Source organism: Paralcaligenes sp. KSB-10 (assembly GCF_021266465.1).
GTDB lineage: Bacteria > Pseudomonadota > Gammaproteobacteria > Burkholderiales > Burkholderiaceae_B.
Map to the genome: position 1 here is coordinate 4,364,333 of NZ_CP089848.1, position 15,282 is coordinate 4,379,614.

Annotated in this window: 15 protein-coding genes; 8 read left to right on the forward strand and 7 right to left on the reverse strand. The window is 61.3% G+C overall.

Translation table 11 applies throughout. From position 1 onward, the window contains the following. Positions 1 to 52: 52 nt before the first annotated feature. On the forward strand, positions 53 to 931 hold the full coding sequence (locus LSG25_RS19975; RefSeq protein ID WP_232742612.1) for an SDR family NAD(P)-dependent oxidoreductase: 879 nt from the start codon (positions 53 to 55) through the stop codon (positions 929 to 931). 50 nt (positions 932 to 981) lie between these two features. Here LSG25_RS19975 and LSG25_RS19980 read toward each other — a convergent pair whose 3' ends face one another. The 7 genes from LSG25_RS19980 to LSG25_RS20010 form a co-directional block, all read right to left on the reverse strand. Continuing rightward, entirely contained in the window at positions 982 to 2,409 is a 1,428-nt protein-coding gene (locus LSG25_RS19980) for an amidase (RefSeq protein WP_232742613.1), read from the reverse strand. Further along, positions 2,399 to 2,629 (reverse strand): hypothetical protein, encoded by a 231-nt coding sequence (locus LSG25_RS19985; protein WP_232742614.1) that lies wholly within the window; start codon positions 2,627 to 2,629, stop codon positions 2,399 to 2,401. Before LSG25_RS19985 ends, LSG25_RS19980 begins: the two co-directional genes overlap by 11 nt. Positions 2,630 to 2,704: 75 nt before the next feature. Beyond that, positions 2,705 to 3,475 (reverse strand): ABC transporter ATP-binding protein, encoded by a 771-nt coding sequence (locus tag LSG25_RS19990; RefSeq protein WP_232742615.1) that lies wholly within the window; start codon positions 3,473 to 3,475, stop codon positions 2,705 to 2,707. After that, positions 3,456 to 4,241 carry an ABC transporter ATP-binding protein gene (locus tag LSG25_RS19995; RefSeq protein ID WP_232742616.1) on the reverse strand — a complete coding sequence of 262 codons (786 nt, stop codon included), beginning with the start codon at positions 4,239 to 4,241 and terminating at the stop codon, positions 3,456 to 3,458. The genes LSG25_RS19990 and LSG25_RS19995 overlap by 20 nt, the downstream gene beginning before the upstream one ends. Continuing rightward, entirely contained in the window at positions 4,234 to 5,319 is a 1,086-nt protein-coding gene (locus LSG25_RS20000; protein ID WP_232742617.1) for a branched-chain amino acid ABC transporter permease, read from the reverse strand. Before LSG25_RS20000 ends, LSG25_RS19995 begins: the two co-directional genes overlap by 8 nt. Then, on the reverse strand, positions 5,316 to 6,197 hold the full coding sequence (locus tag LSG25_RS20005) for a branched-chain amino acid ABC transporter permease (RefSeq protein WP_232742618.1): 882 nt from the start codon (positions 6,195 to 6,197) through the stop codon (positions 5,316 to 5,318). The genes LSG25_RS20000 and LSG25_RS20005 overlap by 4 nt, the downstream gene beginning before the upstream one ends. A 52-nt stretch (positions 6,198 to 6,249) precedes the next feature. After that, positions 6,250 to 7,440: an amino acid ABC transporter substrate-binding protein gene (locus tag LSG25_RS20010; protein ID WP_232742619.1), complete on the reverse strand. Its 1,191-nt coding sequence runs from the start codon at positions 7,438 to 7,440 to the stop codon at positions 6,250 to 6,252. 652 nt (positions 7,441 to 8,092) lie between these two features. Between LSG25_RS20010 and LSG25_RS20015 the strand changes: the two genes are divergently transcribed. The 7 genes from LSG25_RS20015 to LSG25_RS20045 all read left to right on the forward strand — a co-directional run bounded on the left by LSG25_RS20015 (position 8,093) and on the right by LSG25_RS20045 (position 15,281). Further along, positions 8,093 to 8,590: a MaoC family dehydratase gene (locus LSG25_RS20015; RefSeq protein ID WP_232742620.1), complete on the forward strand. Its 498-nt coding sequence runs from the start codon at positions 8,093 to 8,095 to the stop codon at positions 8,588 to 8,590. Between the two features lie 92 nt (positions 8,591 to 8,682). Further along, on the forward strand, positions 8,683 to 10,122 hold the full coding sequence (locus LSG25_RS20020; protein WP_232742621.1) for an MmgE/PrpD family protein: 1,440 nt from the start codon (positions 8,683 to 8,685) through the stop codon (positions 10,120 to 10,122). 34 nt (positions 10,123 to 10,156) lie between these two features. Then, positions 10,157 to 11,311, forward strand: coding sequence for an acyl-CoA dehydrogenase family protein (locus LSG25_RS20025; protein ID WP_232742622.1), 1,155 nt, complete (start codon positions 10,157 to 10,159; stop codon positions 11,309 to 11,311). After that, positions 11,308 to 12,498 carry a CaiB/BaiF CoA-transferase family protein gene (locus LSG25_RS20030; protein WP_232742623.1) on the forward strand — a complete coding sequence of 397 codons (1,191 nt, stop codon included), beginning with the start codon at positions 11,308 to 11,310 and terminating at the stop codon, positions 12,496 to 12,498. The genes LSG25_RS20025 and LSG25_RS20030 overlap by 4 nt, the downstream gene beginning before the upstream one ends. Before the next feature lie 2 nt (positions 12,499 to 12,500). Next, a complete protein-coding gene (locus LSG25_RS20035) occupies positions 12,501 to 13,265 on the forward strand; it encodes a GntR family transcriptional regulator (protein WP_232742624.1) in 765 nt (254 codons plus the stop codon). Continuing rightward, complete coding sequence (locus LSG25_RS20040) at positions 13,258 to 14,481, forward strand: MFS transporter (protein WP_255696611.1); 1,224 nt, start codon at positions 13,258 to 13,260, stop codon at positions 14,479 to 14,481. The genes LSG25_RS20035 and LSG25_RS20040 overlap by 8 nt, the downstream gene beginning before the upstream one ends. Beyond that, on the forward strand, positions 14,478 to 15,281 hold the full coding sequence (locus tag LSG25_RS20045; RefSeq protein WP_232742625.1) for a CoA ester lyase: 804 nt from the start codon (positions 14,478 to 14,480) through the stop codon (positions 15,279 to 15,281). Before LSG25_RS20040 ends, LSG25_RS20045 begins: the two co-directional genes overlap by 4 nt. Position 15,282: the final 1 nt, after the last annotated feature.

Genomic DNA, 15,282 nt, shown 5'->3' on the forward strand with positions numbered 1-15,282 from the left:
CTCAGCCGCCTTCGAGCGGGTCTGGTCGGTTCAGGGAACAGGAAGGGAAATTATGTCAAAGCGATTGAAGGGCAGGGTGGCTATCGTGACCGGCGCCGGCGGCGGACTCGGGCGTACTCACGCATTGGAGCTCGCACGCCATGGTGCGCGAGTGCTTGTCAATGACTTGGGCGGCTCGGCGCAGGCCGTGGCCGACGAGGTATGCGAGGCGGGCGGTGAAGCCATCGCGTATGTTGGCAACGTGACGCGGTATGACGAGATGGAGGCCATGGCCGCCCAGGCTATCTCGAAATTCGGGCGTATCGACATTCTGGTGAACAATGCGGGCATACTCCGCGACCGGACGTTCTCCAAAATGACGCTCGATGAGTTTCGCCTGGTGTTGGACGTGCATGTCATGGGATCGGTGAATGCCACCAAGGCGGTCTGGCCCCGGATGCAGTCGCAAAACTATGGGCGCATCGTGATGACAAGCTCATCATCGGGCCTGTATGGAAACTTTGGGCAGTCGAACTACGGCGCCGCCAAGATGGCCTTGGTCGGCCTGATGCAGACTTTGTCGCTGGAAGGGGCCAGGCACAATGTGCGTGTGAATTGCCTGGCGCCGAGTGCTGTGACTGCGATGACTGCAGGCTTGCTGTCGCCGGAAGCGGCGGCGGTACTGACCCCGGAACGAGTCAGCCCGGGCTTGATCGCGTTGGTGGGCGATGATGCGCCCACGCGAATGATTCTTTTGGCCGGCGGTGGAAGTTTTGAATGTGCCCACGTCACGATGACACGCGGGATTCATATTGGCGACACGGACAGTCCCGCAGAGGCGCTGTCCGACCGAATGGCTCAAGTCCAGGCGCAAGCCGATCAGTTCATTCCGGCTTCAGGATGGGACCAGTCGCAACATGAGGTGGCGAAGGCTTTGGCCAAATCCGTCTGAATATTCCTCTGCGCCATTGAGTGGTCAATTCTGCAATCGGATAAATCAGTTTATATGTGAGGATGCTGGCGATGCCAGTGAGTCCTCTGTTGAAACTGATGCCCCAGGCGCAGCAGAGATCCCTCGGCGAACGGCCTGCCCACAAGCTGAATGCCGTTCGGCAGCCCGTTCGTGGTGAAGCCGGCGGGCAATGCCAGTGCCGGCAGTCCAAGGTAGTTGATGCCGCGCGTCCAATAGGAAAAATTGCCGAAGCGCGCCTCGATGTCGCTTTCGCTGCCGGTCGTGGTTTCCTTGATAGTGGGCACAGCACAGGGCAGCGTCGGCAATAGCAGGGCGTGCCCGTCACCCAGGTAGTTGGCCAGGAAGCGTGCCTGATACTGTCTGCGCAGGCGTAAGGCATCGACATATCGTGTCGCCGGGTACAACAAGCCGCGCTGGATGCGGCGTCGCACCTGGGTGCCATAAGCGTCGGAACGACTGGCCAGCCATTCGCCGTGGATCGATGCCGCTTCGACGCCGAGCACCAGCGTTGCCAGCGCGCCGGCTTCGGAAAGATCCGGCAAGGCCACGCGCCGCAGGGTTGCCCCGGCGCTGGCAAGATCGTTTGCCGCCTGTTCCACCAAAGCCCGCATCTCATCGGTCAGCGGTGCATCGGCGGGAAACTGCGGCACCATGATTACGTCGGCCCGAGTCAGGGGCCGATCGAGTCCGGCTTCATAATCGCGCTGCCGAGTGGCCAGGCAAGCCGGGTCGTTGGCATCCGGGCCGGACACCGCACTGAGCAGGCGGGCGCAGTCTTGCGCGGTCTGTGCAAGAAAGCCAACGCAGTCCAGGCTTGGCGACAAGGGCATGACGCCGTACGTCGATACGGCGTGCTGAGTGGGCTTGATACCCGTGACGCCGCAGGCCGCCGCTGGAATTCGCACCGAACCGCCGGTATCCGAGCCCAACGCGCCAAACACAAGGCGCGCGGCCACCGCGGCACCGCTGCCGCTGGAAGAACCGCCAGTCACGTGGTCCCGGGACCACGGATTCTGCCCATGACCCAGATGCGCGTTGAACCCCGTTGGGCTCATGGCGAACTCCGCCATGTGCAAGGCGCCGAGGTCCACGGCTCCGGCGTTCGCCAGACGCTGGATCACTGTGGCGGTATGGTCGGGGCGGAATCCGCCGAGGATCCGGCTGCCGCATTCGGCCAGCTCGCCTTCATGGAAGAACATGTCCTTGTGGGCCAGCGGCACGCCATGAAGGGCGCCGCACTGGGCGCCGCCATGTTTCTTTTGATCGAGTTGGGCTGCCTGCTCCAAAGTCTGTTCGCGTCTCGTGCGAACGAAGCCGTTGAAGCCAGTCATGGACGCTTCGACGCTTGTCAAACAGGCGCTTGCAAGCGCGTGCGCCGAACCATCGCGCTGGAGTTGCTCGGTCGCCTCGCAGAGCGATACCGCACTGGGCAGCGATGTTTTGATGTCAGCACTCATCGGCTTGCTCCGCGCGACGCATCGCACAAATGAAGTCGTCCTGTGTTTGCCACGTAAGCTGATGTGCGGCTTGCGATACGGCCTTTGTGACTTTCAATGCACCTGCCACGAGGTCGGCGGCGTCCGCCGGCACCAGCGGCGCGGCGCCAAAACTGGCTACCCATTGCTGTGAGGCATCCAGCAGGTCGGCACGGCCGCTTTGTTGATTCTCGGTGTCCATCGGTTTCTCCAGTTGGAAAGTATTTGCGGATCGTCCATGCCGTATCCACGCTTGCCTGGCCGTTTACCCTGGAGATTACCCACCCAGGAAAGAACGGCGCACCTCATCATCGCCCAGAAGCGCCGGCCCAGTACCGGTATGGCTGACCAGCCCCCGCTGGATTACGTAGCCTCTGTCTGCCAGTTCCAGTGCCGAACGGGCATTCTGCTCGATCAGCAGGAAGGTGATGCCGGCTGCCGCCCTGAGCTCGCGCAACTGTTCGAACATATTCCTGGTCAGAATCGGGGACAAGCCGACGGACGGCTCGTCCATGAGAATCATGCGTGGGTTGAGCATGAGCGAGCGGCCGATTTCCAGCGCTCGCCGCTCGCCGCCGGAAAGCGTCCCTGCGTATTGAGTCCGCCGCTCCGCCAATCGAGGGAACAAGTCCAGTATTTCGTTGATCCGTTTTTTCACCAGCGCTTTATCCCGGACGAGATACATGCCGAGTTCGAGGTTCTCGTAGACGCTCATCGATGGGAAAATCGTCGAAAGCTGGGGGACCATAGCTATTCCGGCTCGCAGCAAATCCTGCGGCGCCATCGATGTGACGTTCTGGTGTTCAAACAATACTTCGCCGAGGCGTACATTGATCAGGCCGTAAATCGCCTTGAATACCGTCGACTTGCCGGAGCCGTTTGGCCCCACGATGGCGACAATTTCGCCGCGGCGGACCTCGAGGTCGACTCCATGCAGAATGTCGAAGCCTCCATAGCCGGCGACGACACCCTTGAGGGCGAGCATGACTTCGCCCGGAAGCACTGCGGAACTGTTGGAAGGGTTCGCTTCAAGCGCCGAGGTAAGCAACGATGACCTCCTGATTATGTTGAATCTCTTCCGGTGACCCGTCGGCCAGGAGTTGCCCCTCGTTGAGCACCACGATTCGATCCGCGATCGAGAAGATGAACCCGATATTGTGTTCGACCACGATGAAGGCAACGCTCTCTTCCTGGTTCAGGACCTTGACGTAATGTTTCAGGGACTCGATCAGCGTGGGATTTACCCCCGATGTGGCCTCGTCCAGCATGACCAGGCGCGGCCTGGACATCATGGCCATCACGAGTTCCAGAAGCCGCATCTGGCCCCCTGAAAGATTGCCGGCGTACTCGTGAATCAACTGGGGAAAACCCATGAGTTCGATGAGGTCGGCCGCGCGCTGGCGGGTAGCGGTATCGGCGGGGCACAGCATGCCGCGCAAACCGACCCCTTTCCATTGCCGGCCCATCAGGGCGTTTTCCCAAACGGAGAGTTCGGGAAAGATCCTGACGTTCTGAAAGGTCCGGCCTATGCCGTTTCGGGCGACTTGCATGGCTCGCAGCTTTGTGACGTCGGCGCCATTGAAGATGATCCTCCCCGCGTCCATCGGAATGTCGCGCGAAAGGCAGCCCAGAAGGGTCGACTTGCCCGAGCCATTGGGACCGACCAGGCCAACGATCTCGCCGACGGCAACGTCAAAGTCCACTCCGTGCACAGCGCGGATCCCGCCGAAACTCTTTGTGATGCCTTGTGCCGAGAGCAAGGACGCGTTGTTGTTTTTCGCTCCCGCCTCGCCGGATAAGTTTCGATTAGTCATTGGTGACGATCCTGGTCGGAGCAGGGGAGACTGTGGGATGAGATAGATCGACGTGCGAGGAACCCCTGTGGCGTAGACGCCTGATCAACCGCCCCAGTACGGTTCTCTCACCTCGCTGGATGGTGCCGACAATGCCTTCGGGCATGAACAAAACAAGGACGATCAGGAAGACGCCGAACACCACCAGAAATGAGTTGCCCTGGTTGGCCCAAAGCGTGTCTCGCACAAGGAGGAATACAACGGAACCTATGACCGGGCCCCAGACCGTGCCCAAGCCGCCAAGCGTAGCCATGATCGCCACATTGATGAGGAAGCTATCGCGAAACATGATTCCGGGATCGATGAATGTCACCTCGTAGGCCCAGCATGCGCCGACCGATCCTGTAATGGCGGCCGAGAGGCAAAAGACGGTCAGTTTGAGTACTGTGGTGTTGACACCTCTGGCTTCCGCACCGTATTCGTCATCTTTGATCGCCAATAGAGAGAGGCCGAATTGCGAGCGCCGAAGCCACCATGCCAGCGACACGACCAAGACTGCGCCGATAAAGAACAGGTAATAGAAGAACGTTCGATCTACTTCAGAGGGCAGGATAAGCCCCTGTGCTCCTGCGGTCAGGGGCTTGGCAATCAGGGTCAGTTCCCGAATGGCCAGGAACAGGCCCAGCATGGCGATTGAAAAATACACGCCGCGTAATCGCAACAAGGGGTAGCCGATGATCAAGGCCAGGACTGCGGAGAAGAGGGCCGCCAGCGGTACGGTCGGCGCAAATGGCAGCCCGGCCTTTGCCACCAGAATTCCAGTGACGTAGCCGCCGACTCCGAAGAAAACACCGTGTCCGAAGTCCACATAGCCCGTGAAACCTGAAATGAAGTTCCAGCTGGACGACAGGATGATCCACATGAAGATCGTGCTCATTGTCAGCAGCACACTGTCATTGACTCCGAAGAACGGCACCACGCTCAGGCCCACCACCCCGGCAAGCACCAGAGCCAGCAATCGATAGCGGCCGATGCCTCTGGCACTGGGTCCGGCATCGTGGAGATCAATCGATCTCGCCTTGGCGGCTGGATTGCTCATGCGTTCACCCCGCGCAACTGGAAGATTCCTTTCGGACGAGTAGCCAGGACGATGACAACAAGAATGAAGGCAGCCGCTGTCCCGAGGCCAGTCCCGACATTGGGCACATAGCCGCTCAGCGCTGACTCGATGAGACCGACAAACATGGCGGCTGCCAGGGTTCCCGAGATACGGCCGCGGCCACCGAGAATCACGATGACAAAGGCCTTCAGGGTGAACAGGGGTCCCGAGAAGGGATAAAAGCCCTGGGTAACACTGAAAAGGGCTCCGGCGGCAACGGCGGCAGCGGTACCCACACCAAACGCGGCGCAATAGATGCGTGTGACGTCGATTCCGACAATACGCGCGGCCTCGCGGTTTTCCGCAGTCGCCCGCATCGCCTTGCCCGCCTTGGTGCGATTAAGAAATAGCGACAGCAGGCCGAGCAGGACAATGGCGGCGACGAGCATGACCAGCCTGGCTACCGAGATTCGATATCCCAAAAACTCAAGTATCGAGTTCGAATAGAAGGCGGTGGTCATCCTGGGGGTAGTCGTGAACACCAGTGTCAGCACGCCCTGGATTACGGCGGCCAGTCCAAATGTGATCAGCAGGGGCATCAATTCAGGCCTTTCGAGCACAGGAATGACGAGCAAACGTGAGACAGCCCAGCCGATGACGAATCCCAGGATGATCAGGATCGGCAAAACCGCGAGCACATCAAGGCCGAGATATTCATGAGCCATCCATGCGAGATAGGCGCCGATGACCAGGAATTCACCATGCGCAAGGTTGATCACGCGCATGATGCCGAAGATCATGGACAGTCCCTGGGCCATCAAGGCGTAGAAGCCCCCGAGGATGATGCCGTCAATAACGACTTGAATGAGTGTGTGCAAAGCTTGTCTCCATTCGCACTGCGGTCTGCCGAACTATAGTTCCAGATTTCCCTCAGCGGGCATTCCACGGTTTTAGCGGCTGGATGGGGGCCTCTGCGATGTCCAAAGGAGCGACGACGATCTGGTTGCCTTTTTCATCAAGTTGAATTGTCAGCATCTTGCGGTGGATGTTTGCGCCGGTAAGGCCGCTTGGATCGCCCGGGGCCGTGTAGGAGATCGGTCCGTAGAACGTGTTCGCCTTCAAACCTATGAGTGCCTGGCGCACTTTTTCTGTATCGATGCTGCCAGCCTTTTCAATCGCCAATTGAAGCGATAGCCCCGCCGCTGAAGCGCCGGCCGGCAGGTAGGAGGGGTTTGAACCGTACTTCTTGACGTAGGCATTGAAGTAGTCTTTGGCTGTTCCAAAGTACTTGTCCTTGAGGTTCTCGGTTGGGACCCACTGAGTCGGGGCCATTATGCCCTGTGCGGTGGCCGCGCCAAGCTGCTTGACGAAGGTGGCCTCTGTGGGAGCCTGGATCATAAGAACGTACGTCGGCGCCCAGCCGATGTCGCGCATGGTCCGCGTGGCGAGCAGGCCCATCAGGGTCGTCCCCGCTTCGACGAATGCGTCTGGATGCTTCGCCTGCATCTGGCGCATGGCGCCTGTGATATCCGTTGCATCGGCAGGCACGGTCTGGACGGACACGACCTTTATTCCCATGGCCTCGGCCTGCTTGACCGTGGCATTCTTGATGTCGGTCATGGGCGCGTCATCCGAATGCATCACGGCTATGGTTTTCACACCTTTCGCCTTGAGTGCGTCGAGGCCGCTGGTGGTGTAGCTGCTCGTCAGGCTCAGGGGACTGAAGACATACTTGTTCTTGTGATCGAACACGCTGTTGGCCGCCGCCGCACCCGCGAACATGATCTTCTTGTACTTTGCCGCGATGGCCGACGTTGCGATAGTCAGGCCGGACGAGTACGGGCCAAAGAGGAAATCGACCTTGTCCTCGCTGATCAGGCGTTGAATGAGTTTGATGGCGGTCTCGGGTTCCGACTGATCGTCATAATAGATGATCTGAACCTTGCGCTTGGTGCCGGCTACGTCGATGCCGCCCCGCGCATTGACCTCGTCGGCCCACATTTCATAACCGTGTTTGGTCGAATGGCCCTCGATGGCGAACTTGCCGGTGTCCGATACCGCGGCCCCGATTTTGATGGGGCTGCTTTCGGCGGCGTTCGCGGTTTTTCCGTAGCCGGCCACGAAAAGGGAACTGGCAAGGACGGCTGTGGTAGCAATGCTTAAAAGTCGAATCATGATGTGGCCTTACTGAGGGAGGCTGGGGGAAATGCACAGAGGATAGTGCGGCCCAACAGGTTTGTCGAAGACGAGAGCGGATTGCGGGCGGTCTGTGGCAGGAGCACCTGGATCGGTGGAGATCTGGGTAAGTAATCCAGGGGATGCAAATCGCGGCGGTTTGGTGGTTTCGGTCATGCTGTTCTCTTGGAATTGATATTTATTACATCCGAATGTCCGGACATTATGGGTTTCACAAAATGTCTTGTCAATACTTATTCGCGCTTGCCTTTCGATGTGCTGGACTGATCATGTCTGAGCTTGCTTCGGAGGGTTTTCCGGAACTTGCGTTTTACCGTGATTCCCGTAGTTTTATAGTCAGTACCGTAATAGCGGATCATGGCCGAAACTGGCGTCATTGTTGGCTTTTCGATCAATCTGTCAAGTGATGGTGTGGAGCCTTTCCAGCCTGATGTGGGTGCTCGTAGTGCGTGGAATGGGCGCAGAATTTGAAACCCTAAACTCGTCGAAAAAACGATATAAGTATTGACAAGATATTTTGAGAATCACATAATGTCCGGACATTCGGATGTAATAACATTAACCCCACGAGAACGATATGGCCGAAACGACCGCTCCCACCCGCCACCGCTCCAGCCTTGGGCGCTATCTTGAAGACTTCGTCGTCGGCGATGTCTACGAACACTTTCCCGGCAGAACGATTACCGACACGGATAACATCCAGTTTTCCCTCCTCACCATGAACAACCACCCTATGCACTGCGACCACGCCTTCGCCGCCAAGAGCGAGTTCGGCAAGCCGCTGGTGAACAGCGGCCTCACGCTCGCAATCGTTCTCGGCATGACTGTTGCGGACGTAAGCGGCAAGGCCATCGCGAACCTGGGCTGGACCGACATCAAGCTCACCGCTCCCGTACATCCAGGCGACACTGTGTACGCGGAATCCGAGGTGCTCGAGAAACGCGAATCGAAGTCGCGCCCGACGCAGGGCATTGTTACCGTTCGCACCATCGGCAAGAAGGCCGATGGCGTCGTGTTCATGTCCTTCGTGCGCTCTGTCCTCATTCCCAAGCGAGGCCACGCAGTATCAGCCTGAACAATTAACCGTATATCCCGTGGCGCTCATGCTCATCACCTACATCCCCGCCATCTCACTCGTGCTTGTGTAGCAACCGGAAAGGACCCGCCATGAATGACATGTCAATCCACGCCGATACCGTATCGGAAGCCGTCGCGCAAGATGCGACCATCGCCGCCACACTGGCGGCTTTCGCTGAAAGCCTGCGCCCCGAGGCGATTCCCGCCGCCGTCATCGAACGGGCCAAATACCTTATTCTCGATGCGGTGGGCATAGCGCATGCCTCCACCCGCTACGAGTTCGCACACCGTTCGCTTTCGGCGGCCACCGAGCTATCCGCGGGAATGGGCGACACACCGGTAATTGGCCTGTCAGCGCGGCTGCAGTTGCGCGACGCGATGCTCATGAACGGTATCCTCGTGCATGGCCTCGACTTCGACGATACGCATTCGCAAGGCGTCATCCACTCGACCGCCGCCTGTTTTCCCACCGCGCTTGGCGTGGCGGCCCATGCCGGGCTGGGCGGCCTGGACCTTCTTGCCGCCTATGTGGTGGGCATGGAGGCGGGCACGCGCCTGGGCTCGGTCGCCAAGGGCGGCTTCCACCAGATAGGTTTTCATCCAACGGGGCTGGTGGGCGCGTTCTCCGCCGCGCTCGTCGCCGGCCGTCTGTTCGGTCTTAACGTCCAGCAGCTCTCCATGGCGCAAGGCATCGCACTGAGCACGGGCTCGGGCAGCCTCGAGTTCCTTAACGATGGCGCATGGACCAAGCGCATGCATCCCGGATGGGCCGCGGGCGCCGGCTTCACCGCGGCCTCACTGGCGCGCCACGGTTTTGTAGGCCCCAAGCAGGTCTATGAGGGCCGCTTCGGTCTTTTTGCGAGCCACCTCGGCCAGTACGCCAAGGACATCGACCTTTCGCTCGCCACGGCCGGGCTGGGCGAAGTCTGGGAAACCGCCAAGGTCGCGGTCAAGCCTATCCCCGCCTGCCATTTCACGCATGCCTGCGCCGACGCGGCCGCCATCCTGCGCGACAAGCATGGCCTTAAGGTCGCCGACATTCGTTCGGTGCGCGCGCTCGTGCCGGGGGAAGTCGTGAAGACAGTTTGCGAGCCGGTGGCCACCAAGAAGCGGCCGCAGAACAGCTATGACGCGCAGTTCAGCATTCCCTACATCGTCGCCACGGCGCTTGCCCGCGGCAGTTTCGGCCTGGCGCACCTGGACGGCGAGGCGCTCGCCGATCCGGAAGTGCTGGCTCTCGCGCAGCGGGTCGAGTACGAAGTCGATCCCGACTCTCCGTTTCCGAAGTACTACTCGGGCGAGGTTATCGTAATGACCCACGACGGGCGCGAGCTGCGCCATCGCGAGGAGATAAACCGCGGTGCCGTCGACCGCCCGATCTCCGGCCCCGATATCGAGAAGAAATTCATGGACAACATGGCGCTTGCCGTGTCCAGAAGCCGCGCCGAGCAGGTGCGCGATCTTGTGCTCGGCATGGACCGGGGCATGCATGCCCGCGACCTCGCCGAAGGCCTCGCTGCCCGCGGTTGAGTATCCCCTACATTATGCAAAAGAGAAAACGCCCATGACACCGGAACAGCAAGAAAACGAACAGATGATCCTCGACTCGGTCGACAGATTCCTCGAGGCTGAGGTGCGCCCGCATGCCCACCGGCTCGAGGCGGCGGACGAGTATCCTCAGGAGATCGTGGACAGGATGAAGGAGCTGGGTCTGTTCGGCTGCATCATCGACCCCGAGTACGGCGGCTTCGGTCTGTCCACTTCGACCTACGCGAAAATTATCGAGCGCATGGCAGCGGTGTGGATGAGCGTTTCCGGCATACTCAACTCGCACCTCATCATGGCAGCGGCCGTGCAGCGTAGCGGGACGGAAGAGCAAAAGCGCTACTACCTGCCCAAGTTCGCCACCGGCGAGCTGCGCGGCGGTGTGGGACTGACCGAACCCGACGCCGGGACCGACCTTCAGGCCATCCGCACCGTCGCCGTGCGCGACGGCGATCACTATGTTGTGAACGGCGCCAAGACCTGGATCACCAACAGCATGTATGGCAATACCATTGCGCTGCTGGTGAAGACCGACCCGCAGGCGCAGCCGCGCCACAAGGGCATGAGCCTGCTCATTGCCGAGAAGGGGCCGGGTTTCAAGGTTGCGAGGAAACTAGAGAAGATGGGCTACCGAGGCATAGACACCTGCGAGCTCGTGTTCGAGGACTACCGTGTCCCGGCCGACCGGCTGATCGGCGGCATCGAGGGCAAGGGCTTGCAGCAGGTGCTCAGCGGCCTGGAGCTCGGACGCATCAACGTAGCGGCTCGTGGGGTGGGCGTGGCGCGTGCGGCGCTGCAGGATGCGGTCGCTTACTCACAGACGAGAAAGACCTTCGGAAAGCCCATCTGCGAGCATCAGGCCATCCAGCTCAAGCTCGGCGAAATGGCTACCCGGGTGGAAGCCTCGCGATTGCTGGTGGAATCAGCGGCCAGCGCCTACGACCGTGGCGATCGTTGCGACATGGAGGCCGGAATGGCCAAGTATTTCGCCACCGAAGCGGCGATGGAAAACGCGCTTGAGTGCATGCGCATCCACGGCGGCTATGGCTATTCGAAAGAATACAACGTCGAGCGTTATTTCCGGGATGCGCCATTGCTGCTCATCGGCGAGGGTACCAACGAGATGCAGCGGATCATCATCGCCAAGCAACTGATAGAACGGAACCCATCATGAGCCTGCCACTTACCGGTGTTCGAATCATTGCCGTCGAGCAGTACGGCGCGGGCCCCTTCGGCACGCAGCACCTGGCCGACATGGGCGCGGAAATCATCAAGATCGAGAATCCGGCCGAGGGTGGAGACGTAGGCCGGCTGGTCGGTCCGCACTATTTCGGGCCGGGCGACAGTCACTTCTTCGAGGCCTTCAATCGCAACAAGAAGAGCCTGACGCTCAATCTCAAGCACCCCGAAAGCCGTGCCGTGTTCATCGATCTGGTGAAAAGCGCCGACGCCACCTTCGACAACCTGCGCGGCGACCTCGCGGGCAAACTGGGCCTTACCTACGCAGATCTTGGCGTGCACAATCCAGGCATCGTCTGCGGGCACCTGTCGGCCTATGGGCGAACCGGCCCGCGCGCCGCATGGCCGGGATACGACTACCTCATGCAGGCCGAGGCCGGCTACCTTTCCGTCACAGGCGAGCCCGAAGGCCCGCCCGCACGTTTCGGCCTGTCCATCGTCGACTTGATGACCGGCGTCACTGCGGTGATGGGGCTGCTGGCGGGCATCATCGACGCGCGCGCCAATGGCAAAGGGCGCGACATCGACGTGAGCCTGTTCGACGTTGCGCTCACCAACCTGAACTATGTGGCCGCCTGGTATCTCAACGACGGTGTGCGGGTCAAGCGCGAACCGCGCTCGGCGCACCCTTCGCTCACTCCCAGCCAGCTTTACCGCACGCAGGACGGCTGGCTTTTTGTGATGTGCAACAAAGAGAAGTTCTGGCCCCTGCTCGCGCAGGCGATCGGCAAACCAGAGTGGGCGACACATCCCGACTATGCGAACTACAAGGCTCGCCTGGCCAATCGCGAACAACTCACGCACGACCTCGACGCGGTTCTGGGCACGGCAAGCACTGCCCAATGGCTGGAACGGCTGTCCGGCATCGTGCCGGTGGCCCCTGTGTACGATGTGGCCGAGGCTCTGGACAACCCGTTCGTGCACGAGCAGGGTTGCATCATGGAAGCCCCCCATCCCGCACGCGGGACCATCCGCACGCTCGCCTCGCCGGTCCGTTGTTCCGGTGGCGCGGAGAAGATCGGCATCGCGCCGACGCTCGGAGAGCACACAAGGGAGCTTCTGCGCGGGATCGGTTACGATGAAGATCGTATCGACCACCTGTCCCGATCCGGAGCCCTCTGAACGTGCAACCTTCCTCCCCCCCGCTCGCGCATCAACCCCAGTATGCACTGGTCGCGCAACGCCTCATTGAGGACATCACCAGCGGCCGCTACCCTGTGGGGAGCCTCCTGCCCCCCGAACTCGAGCTGTGCACGCAGTTCGGGGTGAGCCGTCATACGGCGCGTGAGGCTATCCGGCGATTGCAGGAACGCGGGTTGGTCACTCGCCAGCGGGGGATAGGCACTACAGTGAAAGCAAGCCGGGTAGAGGGCCGCTATGTCCAGACCACCGCAACGATCGCGGACCTGCCGCGTTACGTCGAAGACACGCTGCTCGTCACCACGCAGGCCGAGGAGATGATCGCGGATGAGGCTCTTGCCGAGCTCCTGAAGTGCCCGCCCGGGCAGCGCTGGGTGAAGGTGACAGGCTTTCGCCATGTCAACAAGGGGAAACTCCCGATGGCGCTCACCGATATCTACATCAACGCGGCCTACGGGGGCATTCGTAAACTCATCGGCACGATGAAAGTGCCTGTCTACACTATGATCGAGAGGCAGTACAGTCTGACCATCGTTGAGGTGCAGCAGGAGATCAGCGCCACTATCATCAACTCGGTCGACGCCAAGCGCCTGAGCGTTAAGCCGGGCTCGGCGGGCCTTGTCGTAACGCGCCGCTATTTGAATGACAATGACCGCATTATCGAGGTGGCCGTGAACCTGCATCCGGCCGACCGTTTCTCCTATTCGATGTCGATGCGCCTCCATATGCCGGCCGATGCGGATGCGTAGCTCCTGGTTTCCGCTGGCCGTGACGCTCGCGGTGCAGGTCCTCGTGGCGATGTCGGTGGTGACGGTGCCTGTGCTGGCACCGGCCGTGGCGGCCGAGACCGGTGTTTCGGCCAGCCATGTGGGCCTCTTCATTGCCATGGTGTATGGCGCCAGCATGGCTGCAAGCCTCGCGTCAGGCCCGCTGGTACAGCGTTTTGGAGCCATACGCCTGAGCCAGGCCTGCCTGGTGGCCTGCATGGTCGGGCTGGCCTGCGTGGCTACGGGGGTGCCCATCCTGTTCGTCGTGGGCGCCATGTTCCTGGGCATGGGTTATGGCCCGGTTACGCCGGCCAGCTCGCATATTCTCGCCAAGAGTACGCCTCCGGAGAGGATGTCGTTTATTTTTTCGCTGAAACAGACCGGTGTGCCGATCGGTGGCGCGCTGGCCGGCGCGCTGGTGCCGGCGCTGGTGCTGTGGGGCGGCTGGCGCGTGGCCGCGCTGGCGGTGGCCGGGGCTTGCCTGGCCACCCTCATCTCCGCCCAGCCCATGCGCGAGGTGCTCGACGCCGACCGCGACCCGGCTCGGCCGCTGGCGATCTCCAGCCTCGCGGGGCCCCTGCGCTTCACTCTGGGTGACCCGATGCTGCGTTGCCTGGCCATCTGCTCGTTTTTCTTCGCGGCGCTGCAGCTGTGCCTCATCACCTTCCTCGTTACGCACCTCACGCTGAACGTCGGTATTTCATTGGTTGCGGCGGGGCTCATGCTCGCTGCCGCGCAAGCCGGCGGCGTGGTCGGGCGCATTGCGTGGGGTGTGTTTGCCGACCGCTGGGGCCGGCCCATGTGTCTGCTTGGCCTGATGGCCGTGGGCATGGGGGCGGCTGCGGTTGCGACGGGGCGTTTCACGCCGCAGTGGCCGGCCGTGTCGGTTGCCCTGGTGTGCGTGGCCTTCGGTGCTACTGCGATCGGCTGGAACGGCGTCTACCTTGCGGAGGTGGCACGCTTCGCTCCCCCCGGCAAGGCCGGCGACGCTACGGGCGGAGCCCTGGTATTCACCTACGCCGGCGTTCTCTTTGGTCCGCCGGCGTTCACGTTTCTCATTGAAGGAGGCGTGAGCTATGCGTCGGCGTTCGTGGTGCTCGCCATGCCGGCGGTTGCCTGCGGGTTATGGCTGTTTTGGCGGGATGGGCATCGAAAGGAGTCCGGGCGCGGCGCGCCCGGCAAACCGGAGAACGGATGATGGATCGGTCTTACTTGTTTGTGCCGGGCAATCGGCCGGAGCGATTCGACAAGGCATATGGCGCGGGAGCGCACGCGGTGGTCGTGGACCTGGAAGACGCGGTGGGTCCGGCCGACAAGGCGGCCGCAAGAGCGGCGGCGCGTGCCTGGCTCACAGCAGAGAAACCCGTATGGCTGCGCATCAACGGCCCTGAAAGCGAGTGGTTTGCCAGCGATCTCGACATGGTGGCGCTTGTCGGAGTGAAGGGCGTGATGCTTCCAAAGGCCGAGGACGCCGCAGCCATCGCCGAAATCCGTGGCCGGATGCGTGCGGGCGCGCGCATCATCCCGCTCATCGAGTCGGCTTTGGGCCTGTGGCGAGCCGAGGCTATCGCTTGCGCGGAAGGCGTCGAGCGCCTCGCTTTCGGGTCCGTCGATTTCCAGCTGGACACCGGAATTACCGGCGAGGGCGAGGAGCTTCTCTTCGCGCGTTCGCAACTCGTGCTTGTCTCGCGGGTGGCGGGCCGCCTTGCGCCGGTGGATGGCGTGACGGTCGCCCTGGACGACGATGCCGTGCTGCGCGAAGACGTGAAGCGCGCGCGGTCCCTCGGTTTTGGGGGCAAGCTCTGCATTCACCCGAAGCAGGTGGCAGGCGTGAACGAGGGCTTTCGGGCCTCCGATGCGGACCTTGCATGGGCCCGTCGCGTTCTCGAAGTGGCAGACGCCGCTGCCAATAGCGCGGTTCGTCTCGATGGCAAGCTTATCGATCGGCCGATCATAGATCGGGCGCGCGCAATCCTCGCCACTGTGGAAGAGCCGTGAT

Excerpts from the sequence above, each read along its gene's own strand:
- LSG25_RS19975 (WP_232742612.1), top strand. The coding sequence starts at position 53 with ATGTCAAAGCGATTGAAGGGCAGGGTGGCTATCGTGACCGGCGCCGGC.
- LSG25_RS19980 (WP_232742613.1), bottom strand. The coding sequence starts at position 2,409 with ATGAGTGCTGACATCAAAACATCGCTGCCCAGTGCGGTATCGCTCTGC.
- LSG25_RS19985 (WP_232742614.1), bottom strand. The coding sequence starts at position 2,629 with ATGGACACCGAGAATCAACAAAGCGGCCGTGCCGACCTGCTGGATGCC.
- LSG25_RS19995 (WP_232742616.1), bottom strand. The coding sequence starts at position 4,241 with ATGACTAATCGAAACTTATCCGGCGAGGCGGGAGCGAAAAACAACAAC.
- LSG25_RS20000 (WP_232742617.1), bottom strand. The coding sequence starts at position 5,319 with ATGAGCAATCCAGCCGCCAAGGCGAGATCGATTGATCTCCACGATGCC.
- LSG25_RS20015 (WP_232742620.1), top strand. The coding sequence starts at position 8,093 with ATGGCCGAAACGACCGCTCCCACCCGCCACCGCTCCAGCCTTGGGCGC.
- LSG25_RS20020 (WP_232742621.1), top strand. The coding sequence starts at position 8,683 with ATGAATGACATGTCAATCCACGCCGATACCGTATCGGAAGCCGTCGCG.
- LSG25_RS20025 (WP_232742622.1), top strand. The coding sequence starts at position 10,157 with ATGACACCGGAACAGCAAGAAAACGAACAGATGATCCTCGACTCGGTC.
- LSG25_RS20030 (WP_232742623.1), top strand. The coding sequence starts at position 11,308 with ATGAGCCTGCCACTTACCGGTGTTCGAATCATTGCCGTCGAGCAGTAC.
- LSG25_RS20040 (WP_255696611.1), top strand. The coding sequence starts at position 13,258 with ATGCGTAGCTCCTGGTTTCCGCTGGCCGTGACGCTCGCGGTGCAGGTC.
- LSG25_RS20045 (WP_232742625.1), top strand. The coding sequence starts at position 14,478 with ATGATGGATCGGTCTTACTTGTTTGTGCCGGGCAATCGGCCGGAGCGA.